Origin of the sequence: Sulfuricurvum sp. PD_MW2, from assembly GCF_002633015.1 — a bacterium.
Classification (GTDB): Bacteria; Campylobacterota; Campylobacteria; order Campylobacterales; family Sulfurimonadaceae; genus Sulfuricurvum.
This window is the reverse complement of record NZ_NSIU01000010.1, coordinates 61,241-76,856: the sequence shown is the minus strand read 5'-3', so window position 1 is coordinate 76,856 and position 15,616 is coordinate 61,241. Positions and strand designations below refer to the sequence as shown.

The 15,616-nt window shown below is 40.6% G+C and carries 16 protein-coding genes; 8 read left to right on the top strand and 8 right to left on the bottom strand.

Going from position 1 to position 15,616, the window contains the following annotated elements; translation table 11 throughout:
- The 7 genes from CJD30_RS06440 to CJD30_RS06410 form a co-directional block, all read left to right on the top strand.
- On the top strand, nt 1-794 hold a 794-nt coding region (locus CJD30_RS06440), incomplete at its 5' end, for a hypothetical protein (protein WP_294917546.1).
- A gap of 91 nt (nt 795-885) precedes the next feature.
- Nucleotides 886-1,137: a hypothetical protein gene (locus CJD30_RS06435; protein ID WP_294917544.1), complete on the top strand. Its 252-nt coding sequence runs from the start codon at nt 886-888 to the stop codon at nt 1,135-1,137.
- A gap of 169 nt (nt 1,138-1,306) precedes the next feature.
- Nucleotides 1,307-2,611 carry a hypothetical protein gene (locus tag CJD30_RS06430; RefSeq protein ID WP_294917542.1) on the top strand — a complete coding sequence of 435 codons (1,305 nt, stop codon included), beginning with the start codon at nt 1,307-1,309 and terminating at the stop codon, nt 2,609-2,611.
- 9 nt (nt 2,612-2,620) lie between these two features.
- Nucleotides 2,621-2,863, top strand: coding sequence for a hypothetical protein (locus CJD30_RS06425; RefSeq protein WP_294917541.1), 243 nt, complete (start codon nt 2,621-2,623; stop codon nt 2,861-2,863).
- Nucleotides 2,864-2,909: 46 nt separating this feature from the next.
- A complete protein-coding gene (locus CJD30_RS06420; RefSeq protein WP_294917539.1) occupies nt 2,910-3,983 on the top strand; it encodes a site-specific integrase in 1,074 nt (357 codons plus the stop codon).
- Between the two features lie 120 nt (nt 3,984-4,103).
- Nucleotides 4,104-4,766 carry a 7-cyano-7-deazaguanine synthase QueC gene (queC, locus tag CJD30_RS06415; protein ID WP_294917538.1) on the top strand — a complete coding sequence of 221 codons (663 nt, stop codon included), beginning with the start codon at nt 4,104-4,106 and terminating at the stop codon, nt 4,764-4,766.
- Complete coding sequence (locus tag CJD30_RS06410; RefSeq protein ID WP_294917537.1) at nt 4,678-5,397, top strand: SprT family zinc-dependent metalloprotease; 720 nt, start codon at nt 4,678-4,680, stop codon at nt 5,395-5,397. Before queC ends, CJD30_RS06410 begins: the two co-directional genes overlap by 89 nt.
- Here CJD30_RS06410 and CJD30_RS06405 read toward each other — a convergent pair.
- The 8 genes from CJD30_RS06405 to gltX form a co-directional block, all read right to left on the bottom strand.
- Nucleotides 5,394-6,398: a hypothetical protein gene (locus CJD30_RS06405; protein WP_294917536.1), complete on the bottom strand. Its 1,005-nt coding sequence runs from the start codon at nt 6,396-6,398 to the stop codon at nt 5,394-5,396. The two genes, CJD30_RS06410 and CJD30_RS06405, sit on opposite strands and share 4 nt — an antisense overlap.
- A complete protein-coding gene (gene metG, locus CJD30_RS06400) occupies nt 6,395-8,344 on the bottom strand; it encodes a methionine--tRNA ligase (RefSeq protein WP_294917535.1) in 1,950 nt (649 codons plus the stop codon). Before metG ends, CJD30_RS06405 begins: the two co-directional genes overlap by 4 nt.
- 12 nt (nt 8,345-8,356) lie before the next feature.
- A complete protein-coding gene (locus tag CJD30_RS06395; RefSeq protein ID WP_294917534.1) occupies nt 8,357-8,551 on the bottom strand; it encodes a hypothetical protein in 195 nt (64 codons plus the stop codon).
- The gene (locus CJD30_RS06390) at nt 8,535-9,380 is read right to left on the bottom strand and encodes a class 1 fructose-bisphosphatase (RefSeq protein WP_294917533.1); all 846 of its coding nucleotides are present in this window, start codon (nt 9,378-9,380) and stop codon (nt 8,535-8,537) included. The genes CJD30_RS06395 and CJD30_RS06390 overlap by 17 nt, the downstream gene beginning before the upstream one ends.
- Nucleotides 9,377-9,883 carry a molybdopterin-guanine dinucleotide biosynthesis protein B gene (gene mobB, locus CJD30_RS06385; protein WP_294917532.1) on the bottom strand — a complete coding sequence of 169 codons (507 nt, stop codon included), beginning with the start codon at nt 9,881-9,883 and terminating at the stop codon, nt 9,377-9,379. The genes CJD30_RS06390 and mobB overlap by 4 nt, the downstream gene beginning before the upstream one ends.
- Before the next feature lie 512 nt (nt 9,884-10,395).
- On the bottom strand, nt 10,396-12,042 hold the full coding sequence (locus CJD30_RS06380) for a transglycosylase SLT domain-containing protein (RefSeq protein ID WP_294917530.1): 1,647 nt from the start codon (nt 12,040-12,042) through the stop codon (nt 10,396-10,398).
- The gene (locus CJD30_RS06375) at nt 12,039-12,329 is read right to left on the bottom strand and encodes a YggT family protein (RefSeq protein ID WP_294917527.1); all 291 of its coding nucleotides are present in this window, start codon (nt 12,327-12,329) and stop codon (nt 12,039-12,041) included. Before CJD30_RS06375 ends, CJD30_RS06380 begins: the two co-directional genes overlap by 4 nt.
- Nucleotides 12,326-13,597 carry a glutamate--tRNA ligase gene (gene gltX, locus CJD30_RS06370; RefSeq protein ID WP_294917525.1) on the bottom strand — a complete coding sequence of 424 codons (1,272 nt, stop codon included), beginning with the start codon at nt 13,595-13,597 and terminating at the stop codon, nt 12,326-12,328. Before gltX ends, CJD30_RS06375 begins: the two co-directional genes overlap by 4 nt.
- A gap of 132 nt (nt 13,598-13,729) precedes the next feature.
- Between gltX and CJD30_RS06365 the strand changes: the two genes are divergently transcribed.
- Nucleotides 13,730-15,616, top strand: a complete 1,887-nt coding sequence (locus CJD30_RS06365) for a PilZ domain-containing protein (protein WP_294917523.1) — start codon at nt 13,730-13,732, stop codon at nt 15,614-15,616.

The window sequence follows — 15,616 nt, the reverse complement described above, 5'->3', positions numbered from 1 at the left end:
TCACAGATGAAACGGGAATATTAGAAAATACCCTATACAATTTATCAGAATATGACAAATTGATTGAAGTAGATGGCAAACTTGTACCTGTGCTATTAAATCAATTATTTGATATTTTTAGTCTGTATAGTGAAATGTTAAGAGTACGTGAAAATTATTATAAAAAATCAGATTCACTGGATCGTACAACTGCCTTAAACTCTAGTAATAACACAGAAAAAACGCTTGTACCCTTAAGTCCATATATGAAAGAAAATATGCACAATGGGATTGTAAAACCCAGGGTATACAAAAATGTTGTGTCCGATTATATTAAAGACCCGTATGCAACAGATCATATATTATCTGCAATAAAACACTTTGGAATTGAGAAAATGAAGTGTGCTAGTCCAGAAGAAATTCAAGCTTTAGAATTTATAGGTGGTTATATCAACAGTACACTGAGAGTTGAAAAGAAAGACATAATTAATAGCTTGAAAATTTCTATTTCGCAACTCTATTTGAAAAATTCTTATATTCAAAAAATAGTGGGGTTAGAACACCATCTTCCTCTAGAAACGTTGGCTTCATATATAGATCATTTTTTGGGATATATATTTAAAATTGATACCAAGAAGAAGAAAACAGATCATCGAAAATTTAAACAACCTATTCAAGTACGTACACATTTTGATTGTGTTCCATTGTTTGAATATGTACGTAAGGGTAAAGTGAAAAACATTCCTGCGCTTGAAGACACGGAATTCCTATATGAATTTCAAGAAAAAATCAAGGTTAAAATTTCCAGAATTTAACCTGTTCTAGGCTTCCCCGAATCAATATAATTTCCTCAGCTATAGCAAATTCCAAGTACTTGGTAACTATCTTACTTTATAGGAGTTACCTATGAGCCTTAAATTAAAAGGTACGAAGATCGGGGATTATGAAACGACCTATGTCGATAAAGAAACCTCTATCCCCGTTGTTAAACATCGCATCCAAGTACTGATCGAAAAAACGGTCAAGAACGGGTCAAAAAGCGAACTAGTTGATCTTACGATCCCAGCCGATAAAGTTGCCAAATATATTGGCATGGAAGGCAAACAGATTGAGGTCGATGTCTCTTACTTCGGACAATGCACTTTCTTTGGAATTTAACCGTGTGCTTTGGCTCGGACGGGTGCCTGCATGGGATGCGGGCTGTCCGAACAAAGCACCTTTAGGCTCAGGGGGTTCTAGTAACACCCCCTGACATAAGTCAAATAACATTCTCCCAATAACGAATTAGCAAATAAAAAATGACGTTAAACGTCGAAAGGAAAACACATTGCAAAATAGTCATGTCAAAAATATACCCTTTGTAAGTGGTATTGATGCTCTCTATTACTTTGCACAAAGCGGTGCTTTCTATGATCGGTTATATGAGGACATTGTGAATCAGATCGAGGATAAGAAAGCCTATTTTAAAAGCCTAAACTATCAGTATGCGGATAATGACATTACGGTAACCATTAACGGGATCGATGTCGTTTATAGCGGTATGGGTAGAGATGGCTTTCACTGGTTCAATCATGACTTTTTTAGATCAGGTTTTAAAGACCCTGAGAAAGCAACCAACATTCATAATATCCGAATACAGCTCAATGCAATAGGAATCTATACACTGGGCTTAAAATCGCTTATAGAGTATGTTAATACAAAGTTCTTGGGTGAATACACGATGAAAGTATTTCCAATAACCCGAATTGATCTAAACATGTTCATCCAACACGATTTCAGCTATCTACGTAAAGAAATGATTTTGTCAAAGAAGCAAAATCATTCCGCGAACATTGGTGAGCGTTCTAATGCCTATGAACTGGAAACATACTATGTGGGTAAGAAACCCTTTTTACTCCGTATCTACAATAAGCATAAAGAGCTTCAAAACGCATCAGCAATCAAACGTGAGATCATGTACAACCATTTCGGAATCAATGGGATGGATTTGGAGCAACCGATCTTTAACGTTGAATTTGAGATGCATAGAGAGTATTTAAAGCAATACGGTATCGATACGATAGATGATGCTCTCAAACGATCAGAAACACTGTTTAAACACGCTTGCGATCAAATAAGGCTAATTGATACGCAAAGCATTAGCGAGAAGCAATTAAACTCTCCTAATCGCAAACGGGCTGATACTTTGCCTATCTGGGACTATATCAAAGAGAACTACAGCATCACCGAGTTTATGCAGATTAATACCCCATTAGAGAAGATAGAGCGAATCAGCTTTCGATACTCACTGCAAGATGCGGAGAAATCGATTAAAAAGGTCATTACACGATTACTGGTACATAAAAACGATCCGACATTGCTGTTCTTCCTCGATGTACTTCAAAGGGCGAAAGCGGAGTTTGAACTACGGCAGAATATTAAAAACCTGCATGAGGATCATACAATCGAGCTAACGTTTGAAGATGAACTTAAAACCTATAGTGATGAGGGATTGTGGAATCTGGATGAAAAGCTCTCAATGGAAATGGACGGTTTGGAAATGGATTCGCCCTTGTATGATGATCTGTCCTACCGATACATTGCACTCACCAATGAGATGCAACGACGTAAACTGATTCCCGATGTGTTTTAAGGGGATCAAATGCTTGATAAGAAATTCCAAGAGCTGAACGAAAAGCTCGATACGATTTTAGTCCTTCACCGATCATTACCACAGTGGTATCCAATTACACGGGAATTTGCAACCGAGTGCGGATATAAAACTATCGACGGACTACGCAAATGGTGTTACAACAATCTGAATCCTGAGGACTTTGTAAAGCGGGGAAAACTATGGTATATCAATATCAGATCATTACCGATAGTCAAAATAAAAGCATTTTAGCTGTAAAATTCTCTCTGTCAGTGACCGACATATCAAGGAGAAATCAATGATACGTCGAGTTTACGCAAACCAACACGACATAATTACGTTAGACAGCGATATGTTTGGAACTCGTAAGCGAATTTCTACTGGAAAGAAAGCAGATAAACGGCTTTTAAAATGGTATGAAAAAAACTTTGATACCGAATACCGCGAGTTATTTGAGGAAAAATACCAACCCAAAAAAGAAGATTATAGCGATCTTACATTACGAGAGTATGGGATGATGGTTCTTGATCTTACAAGCGACAATAGAAGAGCATATGTTCACGAGCGTATTAAAAAAACGTTTGTTCGGATATGCGATTTCAAGATGTCTGAAAACAAGCGGTTTGGAGAGTTTTTATTAACTGATATTAAAACTACGCACATAATGAAATGGCAGCGAGAAAGCGGGTTGTCACCGCAAACAATAGCAACCGATCGGGCGTATTTGAATATGGTTATGCAAACCGCAACGAATGACGATATCATAAGGAAAAACCCTGTCGTACTTGTTAAACTTCCTAAAAAGCAAGCCGTAAAAGAAAAGGTTTATTATTCTGAGGATGAGATCAGAGCTATTTTAGGAGCCGCAAAAGGTCAGTTAAAAAACTATATCCAAATAGCTTTTTTTACTGGTATGCGCGGCTCTGAGTTAGTCGGTCTTAAATGGGATGATATAGATTTCGATAAAGAGGTTATCAGAGTTGATAGCCGAATAGTCGGAGGAGTTGAGGATGAGACAAAATCTCGAAAGATCCGTTTTGTTCCGATGTTTGCACAATGCAAAGAAGCATTGATGCGTCAACGGATGTTTAGCGGTTTAAGAGAGCATGTTTTTATCAATCAATCTGGCAATAGCTATTACGGATCGGCAACTATGACGTTTCGATTTAAAAGGTTGTTGAGTGAGAATAATTTTAAGTATGGAACTATCCATGATCTTAGAAGATCATTCAACACTCTTTTGAAAGAATACGGTTATCCAACCGACTGGATTTTAGACATTATGGGTCATGTTGATGATAGGGTAAATAGAAATCACTATACAGGATCGCTACGGGTTGACGTTTCAAAAGTCAATAATATTGCACTTTGATTATGGCAACCTTTTGGCAACCCCATGAAAATACACGGCAGAAACTCCGTAAAATAGGGCATTGAGTTAAATTGTAGCATAAGGATAACGTCGCTACAATCACAAGAAGAGGTAAACAGTATGAAAAAAGCACTTTGTATTATGAGCGGAGGGATGGATTCGACCCTTGTCGCTTATATTATGCGCTCACGCGGCTATGAGATCGTCGCCCTTCATTTTAATTACGGACAACGTACCGTAACCAAAGAACTCTCTTGCTTTCGTGCCATTTGTGAGGATTTGGGAGTATCGGAAAAATATGAGATTGATCTTGATTTTTTCAAAGCCATTGGAGCATCGGCGTTGACTGATCATACTATAGAGGTACCGACAGAGGGGATTGAACCCGGTGTACCGATTACATACGTGCCGTTTCGCAACGGGATCTTTCTCTCTATTGCTACGGCAATTGCCGAAAAAGAGGGGTGTTCTGCCATTGCTATCGGTGTCGTTGAGGAGGATAGCAGCGGCTATCCCGATTGTCGAGAACACTTTATCCAGACGTTTCAAAAAGCAGCTAATTTAGGGACAAAAGAGACAACCGAGATCACGATTGAGATGCCGTTAGTGCATCTGCAAAAATCACAAATCGTACAAGAAGCACTAATACTCAATGTACCGCTTCATCTTACATGGAGCTGTTATAAAAGTGAAGATGCAGCGTGCGGTGTCTGTGACAGCTGCCGTCTTCGTTTGCGTGGATTTGAACGGGCCGGAGCGATTGATCCTATCGTCTATGTTTAACGCCGAAAATTCTCCGATCACAATCCATTATCGTCCCTATAATCGTAATACGTACATCACAATCAAGCATAACAGTGAAGTATGTATTCGAACTCCTATCAAAGATGAAAAGCGTCTGCGATTGATCTTAAAAGAGAGAGAAAATTGGATACGATCGAAACTAAAAGAGATAGTTAATTCTGTTGCATCGAACCATGTCCTCGGAGAAACGATCCGATTTCGAGGAGAATGCCTTTCTGTGGCGCAACTGCCGAATCTATCACAAATGGTAAAAAAAGCAAAAAATACGCTTCATATTGAAAAATATTACTGCGATTTTTATAAAAAAGAAGCGATATTGACACTTCCATCACGCGTATCGCATTATGCGCGAAAGATGGATTTGCATCCGAAAGAGATACGATTTAAAAAAATGCGGCGACGATGGGGAAGCTGCAGCAGTGCGGGTGTCGTGACATTGAACACGATGATGATGCAGCTCTCGTATGAACATATCGATTATATCATTGTTCATGAATTGGCTCATTTGCGCCATATGAATCACTCCAAGGAGTTTCACTCCTGTGTACGTTCGATTTTAAAAAATGAAAAAGAGCTGCGTGCTGAACTGAAAACTATTCGAATTGGTTAAAAATCGAGTTCGAGTTGTCTCATAGCGGAACGTGAAGGGTTCAAAATACTTTTATCTACCCCCGCGACTAGTGCAAAATGGAAACTTTTAGCTTGTAAGATTGAGAGTACCTCTTCGGTATAGCGGTAAAAGAGAAAATTTTCGACTCCGATTGTCAAACTTGAACGCATAGACTCCGGGAGAAGATAGATGATTTTTGCCCAAGAAGCTTGAGCATCCAAAAAGTCGATTTGCTCATCGATGAGCTCAAGCAAAGGTTCGAAAATAACGACGCGATCACTGCTTCCAAACTCTTTGCTCTCTAACCTTGAATTGGTAAAGACGGGGATGAAATGTCCCATTTTGCTAAACCCTTTGATTTGAAACGGAATCCGTAAAAAGGTATAGAAAAAGAGAAGGTGTTCCAAATAGGGGATGAAAAACGGAGAAAGCATTTGGCGTTCATAAAAAGTATCATTATGAATAAATGAGGTCTCAAAGAGAGTTTGTTCAATAATCGTAATGGTTTTTTCTTGCGCTCGTATCAATTGAGAATGTTCAATAAAGATTTCTGAATCGGTTAGGGTAGGGGAAAAAAGGACAATCGATTTTTTTTCTAGTGGCCAGAGTTTATCCCAAATGGCAGACATCGGTCCTTCAATGCTGGCAAAATTTGAGGGTGTCGAGATCATCGATGAGAGATGCAATGTGATCGGATCACACGCATAGACCTGCAACTCTTTTTCCAAGAGATAAAAACGGAGGAGTTTTTTGAGAGCGCTATCGATATTGTCGACTTTGATCCATGCAACCTCGCTGTCGCATATTTGAGTAGGTTTATCAAACATAACACCGTATGCACCGTTTTGGAGTGCTAAGGCGATGTCATCTGGGGAATAGGCTACGAAAAATGATCCGCGCTTAACTTTCGAAGGATCGAATACGACACTTTCAAAAAGAGAGACAGAAGGATCTCCTAATAAAGATCCTTTGCTCAGTGCGAGGATATTTTCGAGTCTCATCCCACTGAACTTCCACTTTGACGAGGTTTTTCAGGGCGAACAAGGCAAAGACCATCCGCATCTTTTGCTGCTAGAATCATCCCTTCAGAGAGGAGGCCCATTAATTTTGCAGGTTTGAGATTTGCCACAACACACACTTGGGTATTGATAAGTGATTCAGCACTGTAATACTCGCGGATTCCCGCTACGATTTGTCGTGGTGACTCTTCACCCAAATCAACTTTTAATTTGAGAAGTTTAGAACTTTTCGGTACCTCTTCGGCGTCCAAAACGGTACCGATTTTGATCGATGTTTGAAAAAACTGATCGATAGTAATGAGACCCTCTTCAGAGACGGTAGAGACTTTTTTATCTTCCATAGCAGGTTTTGGCTCAGCCTTCGGTGCTTCATCAACCATTGCTTTAGGAGCTTCGGTCATCAACGGTTCTTCAACACGAGGGAAAAGAGGTGGGATCTTTTTGATGTTGAACGGCGCTAGGAGGGTTTTGTTGAGGATGAGAGATGTATAGCTCTCCGTCGTGATCTCAAAACCGAGCGCATCTGCAATGGTGGACGTAGTATTTGGCATAACGGCATGAAGCATGACCGAAGCTTTGGCCAAGAGGTTTGCAACCAATGCGACGGTAGCCAAAGCTTCATCCGTGCGACCCTCTTTGATTTTCACCCATGGAGCGTGTTCTTCGATCGCTTTATTACCAATAGAGAAGAGTTTCCATAGCTCTTCAAGGAAACGGTGCAGTTGCAGCTCATAAAGATACGGATGCAAGGTATCAATGATCGCATTCGCATCGTTCAGCTCTTTTGAATGGTATTTTTCTACATCACAGCTGTCAATACGGAAATCGGAATATTTTTCAGACATACCGATAATGCGGTTGAGTAAATTTCCTAAATCATTGGAGAGATCTGAGTTCATACGGTCGATCAGGGCACGTTGCGAGAAATCACCGTCTTGACCGAACGGAACTTCACGCATCATGAAATAGCGGAAGTTTTCGACACCGTAGTGGCTGGATACTTCGCGTGGATCTACAACGTTTCCTTTTGATTTTGACATTTTTTCGCCATCACGTGTCCACCATCCGTGTGCGGCGATATGCTTCGGCAAAGGAAGTCCCAAACTCATCAAAAATGCCGGCCAGTAGATCGCATGAAAGCGGAGAATATCTTTTCCGACGAGTTGTACGTTTGCCGGCCAAAAATTCATTTTTGTTTCATCTGAACCATATCCGAGTGCGGTTACGTAGTTCATAAGTGCGTCTAGCCATACGTACATCACGTGTTTTGGTTCATTGAGTGATTCTGGCAAGTGAACGCCCCAGCTAAAACTGGTTCGGGTCACGGAGAGATCGTTCAATCCGCCGCGTACAAAACTGATGACTTCGTTTCGGCGTGATTTAGGGAGGATGAATTCAGGATGAGCTTCATAGTATTCTAATAACGGTCTTTCGTATTTAGAGAGACGGAAAAAATAGCTCTCTTCTTTGACGATACTCGTTGCTCTGCCGCAATCCGGACAGCATCCGCCATCCATGAGCTGGGATTCAGGGAAAAATGTTTCACAGCTGACGCAGTAATTGCCTTCATAGAAATCTTTGTAGATGTCTCCGTTCTCAAACATTTTTAAAAATGCCGCTTGAACCCCTTTCTTGTGGGTTTCATCAGTGGTTCGGATGAATTGATCGTAACTAATATTAAATTCATCCCATAAATTGCGAAACGTTGCGCTGATTTCATCGGCGAATTGTTGGGTTGGTTTGTTTTGTTTTTGAGCCGATTCTTCGATCTTTTGGCCATGTTCGTCGGTACCGGTAAGCAAATAGGTCTCATTTCCCTGAAGCCGAGAATATCGAGCCAATGTGTCGGCGATGAAGGTCGTGTAGGCATGACCGATATGGGCTTCTCCATTGACGTAGTAAATAGGGGTAGTAATATAGTTTTTCATTTATTTTCCTTGTTAAAAATCAAACCCGCCGGTTTCACCTTTGGACATACTCTCATAGACGCTTCGAATGTATTTCGCCCGAATTTCGCAGCCGATACACATTTCACAGACATAACAGCTCTCTATATCGCGGCTCTTTTGACATGATTGAAGCTCATTCAATGTCAGATCGAGCTTCTCTTCATAAATATCATTGTGCTGAGGCATAGACACTCAATACCTCTTTGATTTCCTCTTTAGAGCCAAAAAAACATGGGCTGGTGTCATGGACATGTCTAGGTTCTTTTTCAAGAACCCGTTTATAACCGTCCATCGCTTTTCCGCCCGCTTTTTCAAAGATAAAGGCAAAAGGGAACACTTCAAAAAGCATACGAAGCTTTCCTTCAGGTTTGTCGCTTGCTCCCGGATAGCTGAACAGTCCGCCCCCTTTGAGGAGGATTTGGTGCAAATCCGGTACCATTCCGCCCGAGTAGCGGAGACGATAGCCACGGGTAAAGAAGCTATCAATCATCGCTTTATGATACGGTGCCCAAAATTGCTGAGTACCGCCCGGTGCCATGATTTTTCCCTTTTCATTCAGTAGAATATGTTTTACAAATTCAAATTCCCCGTTTTGGAGCAGATAGAGAGAAACATGGTCTTGATCGGCGAAAACAAGCTCAACACGCGGTCCGTAGACAACGTAGCAGCTTGCGACCATCTTGCTAGGAGTAAACTCACCCTCATAGATTCCGAAGATTGATCCGACACTGAGATTAACATCTACGAGCGATGAGCCATCGAGCGGATCGAATGCAATAAAATAACGACCTTGCTCATTGAGCACCATAGGCTCTTCTTTCTCTTCGCTGGCGATGGTATGAACGCCTTCTACACGGCTTAACTCTTCTTCAATAATGAGATCGCTTTGGATGTCGAGTTGGAGTTGCGTTTCTCCGGAACTGTTTTGTTCTTGGGAATAACCGATATCTTTGACATCAATCGCATGTTTGATTCGAATAGCACTTTTTTGAATCGCTTCGAGAATTACGTTCATTTCATCACCTTTGCATTGTTTAAAATCCACTCGATCACCTGATCGGCATTGTTGAGATCGAGTATATCGATCCCTTCTGGAATACTATAATGGGACGTATCGATACTTTCATCGATCGCCAAAGCATTCATATACGGAAAATAGTCCGTATCGATAGAACCTCTAAAGATACTGATACGCGGAAGCGGGAGGTTTTTTAGCCCCTCCACGAGTAAGACATCAAAGTCGCCGAACAATCCAACCAACTCATCAAGCTCTTTATGTCGTTGTGAAAAATAGGTGGTACGGGTAGGGGAGGTGACGATCACTTCGGCACCTGTATCACTGAATTTATAGCTATCTTTTCCTGGCACGTCAAATTGTGCTTTGTCTTTTGGATCGTTCTTGATAATAGCAACTTCCAAGCGGTGTTCATGGATCAACTTCCGCGCCACTTTTAGAATCAGCGTTGTTTTTCCGCTGTTCGAGGGACCGGTGAATGCAATGGCTAAACGTTTTTTCAAAAAAACAGACCTCTGATTAAAATAGGGGATATTATAATCAACAATCATTGAAAGTTGGTTAAGGCGAGTTGACGTATAATACTGATTATTCGATGAGTAAAGGAATGGCATGCGTTTTTCAGTGATAGCGGTATCAGCATTATTGTTTTTGGGAGGCTGTGCTAAACAAGGGACATTTGACTTGTTTAAAATAGACGAAACGCATGAACGCGCGGTTGAAGAACTCAGAAGCGGTGCGATTGTACGCTCTTTGGAAACCAAAGCAATTATCTCATCTTTGTATCTAAACCGTACCGATCCGGCAAAATATCAAGAGGGGGAGAACTTTATTGTCTCTGTCTATTTTGAAAACGATGATAGAAGCTACAAAGTCCGAGAGTTAGAAACTAATGGATTTCAGTTAACCCTTAACGGCAAGAAAGCGTCGATCATCGAACCTTTAAACGAGAAAGATACACGACGCACTCTAATGCCGGTCCAAAATAATTGGAACCGATACTATTATGTCCAATTTACTTCAGAACTAAACTCTTCTTTAGCGCTTCAGCTCGAAAAGAATCAGACTGGCTCGGTTGTATTAAATTATCAAAAATGGCCTTTAGTTGCACCGGCTCGCCAAAAATCTGCTTATAAATAACGTAATTGGCAAGAACTCTCTTGCCGTACTCTCGATTTTCATCATTTCCGATCAATTCCATACTCAAAAATGGTTCGAACTCGCCGGGCATAAACCGTTTTCCATCCATCAATAGACGTTTGGTAGATCCGATACCCCCATTGTACCCATAGGCTATCAACACCGGATTGTGCAAATTGTTGATGAGATGCTGCATATGTGTAAGCGAGTAGGCAATACTGATTTCAGGTTGCAGCATATCAAAATACGTTGTCGGCTTCATCGGGTGTACTTTGCTGATCGAATCGACATTAAACGGCATGATCTGCATTAGACCTAGCGCAAAAGAGCGTGATATCAACCCTGGAATGAACCGTGTTTCTTGACGCATAAGGGCATAAACGAGCGCTTTTTGATCATTGGTCAGATTGCTCATATAGTGATCGTAAGGCATCGTAAAATTATGGATATAGGGTTGATAGGTTCGCTCAAGCACATAACCTTGAACAGCGAGTGAATCGTTACCGTCACATCGATCGATAAGTGCAGAAATGGTTTCTGGATTTGAAGCTTTCACCTCTTCCGCAAACTCTCGCCACTCAAATGGATCAATACCATTAATACTGTTACTGCGTTGTACGGTTGGAAGTGTCGTAAAATAGTTTTCCGTCGGCAATTGGAGAAGCTCTCTGGCATAGAGAACGTACATGTTGATATCGAGACTTTTTGCGAGTTCGTTCAAATACGTTTGATCTTTGGTGATTTGATAGAGCCAAAAGATACATTTATCGCGGTCAATCAAAGAGGTAAAACGTCCTTTTGCCTCTTTAAGATGTTCCAATGCGATATCAAATTTTCCGTATTTTACAGAGTTCATCGCGAGGAAAAAATGAGTCTGTGGTTCAAAATGCCCTCCGCTGAGTGCACTAAGTGACATTTGCATTTGATCCATTGCAGTATCGGTAACGCTCAAAAAAACGATTTGCGAAAAATGGGGATTTTTTGTCAATGCATCCAAAACATTAAGCGGTAGGGAATGATTGAAATATTGATGTCTGTAGGGAGCACCCGCTAGACGAAAGAGCGTTGTTTCATTGGCAAGATTGTCGATGCTCATATAAAAGCTTTGTTGATTCATAGCACGAAGCCATTCGGTATTTCCAAAACGGTTATTCAGACGTGCGGCAATGATCTCACGATCTTCGGATTTGAGTGCGGTTGCTTTGGCAGGATTGATTGCCAGCATCAAACAATCGTCTTGTTCAATCATCGGAATTGCCGATGGTTGCTGCTGCATACACATGGCGGTATATTTGATCTCGATTTCATCGGTTTTGGCCGCATAATCAAATAAAAAACGATCGTTGACGTTTTCAACTTGATAAAACGCTTCGGATGCTTGAGAAGCATTGATGTCTTGGTGCAAAAATTGCCATATAAGGAAGTTTTTTTGGCGTGAAGAGGGTTTATCGTTGATATCTGATAGACTGAGCCCCCACGCACTTGAAGCGAGCAAAATGGCTGCTAGTGTTGAGCGCATCATACGGAGAATACCACGGCATTGATGACATTGACCAATATAACATCAACCACTTGCAAAAGTATGACCAAGATCAACGGTGCCAAGTCTATGCCGTTAAATACGGTCGGCATGAGACGACGAAGCGCACGGTATGCCGGTTCTGTCAAACGATAGATAATCTGAACGATAGGGTTATAAGGATCGGGGCGAACCCATGAGAGGAGCGCTCCAATGATTAAAACCCAGATATAAACTGTAATGAGTGAATGAACTATTCCACCCAATCCTGATACGATTCCTGCGATCATTTGACCACCTCTTTTAGATAATTTTTAAGATACATGTAGATATCAGCGATTTCCGGTCCATCATCCAAACCGCTCAGAAGCAGACGCAAAGGCTTGACAAGAGTTTGTTCGGAAAAGCCGCTTTTTTTGATTAAATATTCTTTATATGAGTGATAATCATCAAAATGCGGAGCTTGTTGCGTTAGAACTCGTAGTACTGCAACTTTTTCTTTGTATTCGTCAGAAATATTTTTAGGAGCAAAAAATGCTCCGATTTTTGCTCTTAATTCTTTGAGAGTACTTATTTCTTCCAAAAAGAGTTTTGCCAAGTTACCGATCTCTTCATCGGCAAATCCGACATAGCGGGAAAGCTCTTTCGGATCAAGTCCTTTGAGATGTTCTCGATTGATGAATTTAAGTTTTTCGATATCAAACAGGGTAGGTTCTTTTGAAAGTGTTTTTAGATCGAACCATTTGATTGCCTCTTTGAGACTAAAAATTTCTACCGGAGTTGTGTTCCCCAGCAATATGAGATAGTTGCTGATTGCTTCAGGTAAATACCCCTCTTCAAGAAGCCATTTGACGCTTATCGTATCATCACCGACAATGCTTGGCACGTGAGCATATTCGATTTTTTTGATATATCCGAGGGCTTCATGAATCGCAATTTGTTTTGGGGTATTGCTCAGGTGCTCTTCATCGCGGATGATCAAAGAGACATCCGCCAACATATCATCCACCGCACACGCAAAATTGTAGGTAGGATATTTGTCGGTGCTCATGATGATAAAACTATCGATGTCATCAGGTGCAAAGGTCGAATAACCATGAATGATGTCATTGACTGTGATCGACTGGAGCGGTTTTTTGAGACGAATGGTAAAGGGGAGGGGATTATCAATCACTTGATCAGAAGAGAGCGTTTCACAAATTCCGTCATAGCGATAGGGTATTTTATTCTCATTTGCCGCTTCACGTTTCGCATCCAATGTAGCTGGCGAGCAAAAACAGTTGAACGCTTTTTTGTCTTGCAGCAATTGCAAGGCCATAGCTCGATGAAATTTTAAATGATTGCTTTGAAGTTGTTGCTCTTGGTATGTGATCCCAAACAGTGAGAGAATTTCAAAAATTTCTTTCTCTTTGTCGGGAATACTACATTTTTGATCGGTATCTTCGATGCGGATTAATAGCGGTTCTTCACGCTGGATGGAACAAATATAATTAAATAAAGCGACTCGAAGATTACGAATATGCATATCTCCCGTCGGGCTTGGAGCAAAACGAAGCATTTTATAGTTCCTAAAATTTTTTTGCAATATTAGCAGAAACTGTTTTCAACCTAACTTTCCTTTTATTTAAGTCGTGAAACCTGAGCAATTCGGTACAATGTATACAAAATTTTATAATATTCAGGGATGAATGTGTCAATTCAAAAAATTGCTAAATATGCTAAACATTTTGATCTCGTTGTACTGCATGAATCGGAAGCATCACTGGCATTTAGCGAAACAGCTCAAAGTTTGTTCCGCAGCACCCGTTTTATCCCTTTGGAAAAAATCAACGAATTTCTCCCGATACAATCACATCTATTGATTCTCTGCGGAAGCTATACATCGTTTAAAAATCATCAAGTATGGACTCTTTTATCATCCTCACACTCTTTAGAGACGGTTATTTTCACGCCCGATACAAACAATCTCAATATGTATAAAATTGCTTTATCTTTACGCGCCATGGCAGTTTCTCCTCTTCCGGGTGATGATGAAACATTTGCGGGTGCATTGATCAATCTTTTTCCTTCACTGATCAAAAAACACAATGAGCTAATTGTTACCAATTATGAGCGTTTGATTTCTGAGTTTTCTGAAAACCTTTTTTGGATACACAATGAGGGGAAAACAGTCTATGCCAATGATACACTCAAACGAAAATTTAAGATAAAAAATCTCAGTGAGATCGATCAGCAGTTTCGGAACCAAGAGATTGCATCACTCCTTGAAACAACCGGTGTTTCTCAAAAAATTATTTCTGCTAAAGACGCTAGCGGGGATGAGCGAGAATATTTTGTTTCCCATCAGCCTCTCAAAGACGGGGATCACCTGATGAGTATGATTCCCCTCTCTGGATCGTTGGAGAATAACGAAAAACGGCTTCACAATAGGATGAATTTTATTGAATTGCTAAAAGATTCTTTTGTTGTCCACAAACGTGAAAATGAGCCTATCCCCGTTATTGTCATGTACATAGAAAATGCAGAGCGAATCATCGAACTACGCGGTGAGGATATCTATAACGATGTCTGTAAAGAGATATTGAAATGCATCGAGTTAAATTTTGATCCTGAGATACAAATCGCACAATGGCATAAAGATATTTTTACGATTTTAGCTTCGAGCGTCTCTTTGGGTGATCTCAAACACAGTCTTGAAAAATTTCATAAAGGACTTGGGATTGAGATTTCTATCGACGGTGCCTTGCCTGTCATCAACTCGTATATCGTTGATATGCACGGAGTCGAACTCAATCGAGCAATCGGGATTATCGATCATATCAATCAAAAGCAGCTTTTTTCACGCGATTTAACCCATTTGATCCATTTCGAAATTTCTGCAGCGGAGCATGAAGTTGATCAAAAACAGCAGGCGATCCACTACCTGGAAAAAATGATTTTGACCAATACATCGGTAAAACTGCTCAATTTTTACAAAGGGATTCGGATCAGTACAGCCGCGAAATTGGTGAAAATATCCGATGAGATGGTGTACATCTCTATCGAAAAAATCCAGGGTTATGCGATGAAACTCGAACAGCATGTCGTTATACAGGGTCCCGGTATACCCTTTGATATCTTGGCAAATGTCAAAATCGTAGATGTCGCTAAAAAAATTGCCGTTTTGACCAGATTCGAACCGATGCAAGCTTCAGGGAACAACCGTCAATATATCCGAATTCAAAGTGATCATCGGATGCACGTAACCATATCATCAGGCAAAAGTGTGATTTCGGGGAATATCTTGGATATTTCTATCAAATCGATTGCTTGCAGACTCAGCGTTTCCAAAGTGACGTTGAAATTGCATTCAAAGGTTAATTTGCAATTTAATCTCCCGCTTGAGCGTTTTGATGAGGGGATGGTCAGTATGAGTATCAGCGGCAAGGTTCAATACATTCAAGAGGGTGAAGATTTTACGAAAGTGGTTGTGGAACTCGGTCTTATCGAGCCGTTTGAGAGCTATTTGATCGAGTATATCTATACGCGTCAGCAGGCGCTCGTGAATGAAATCAAAACGATCGCCAACAAACTGTAA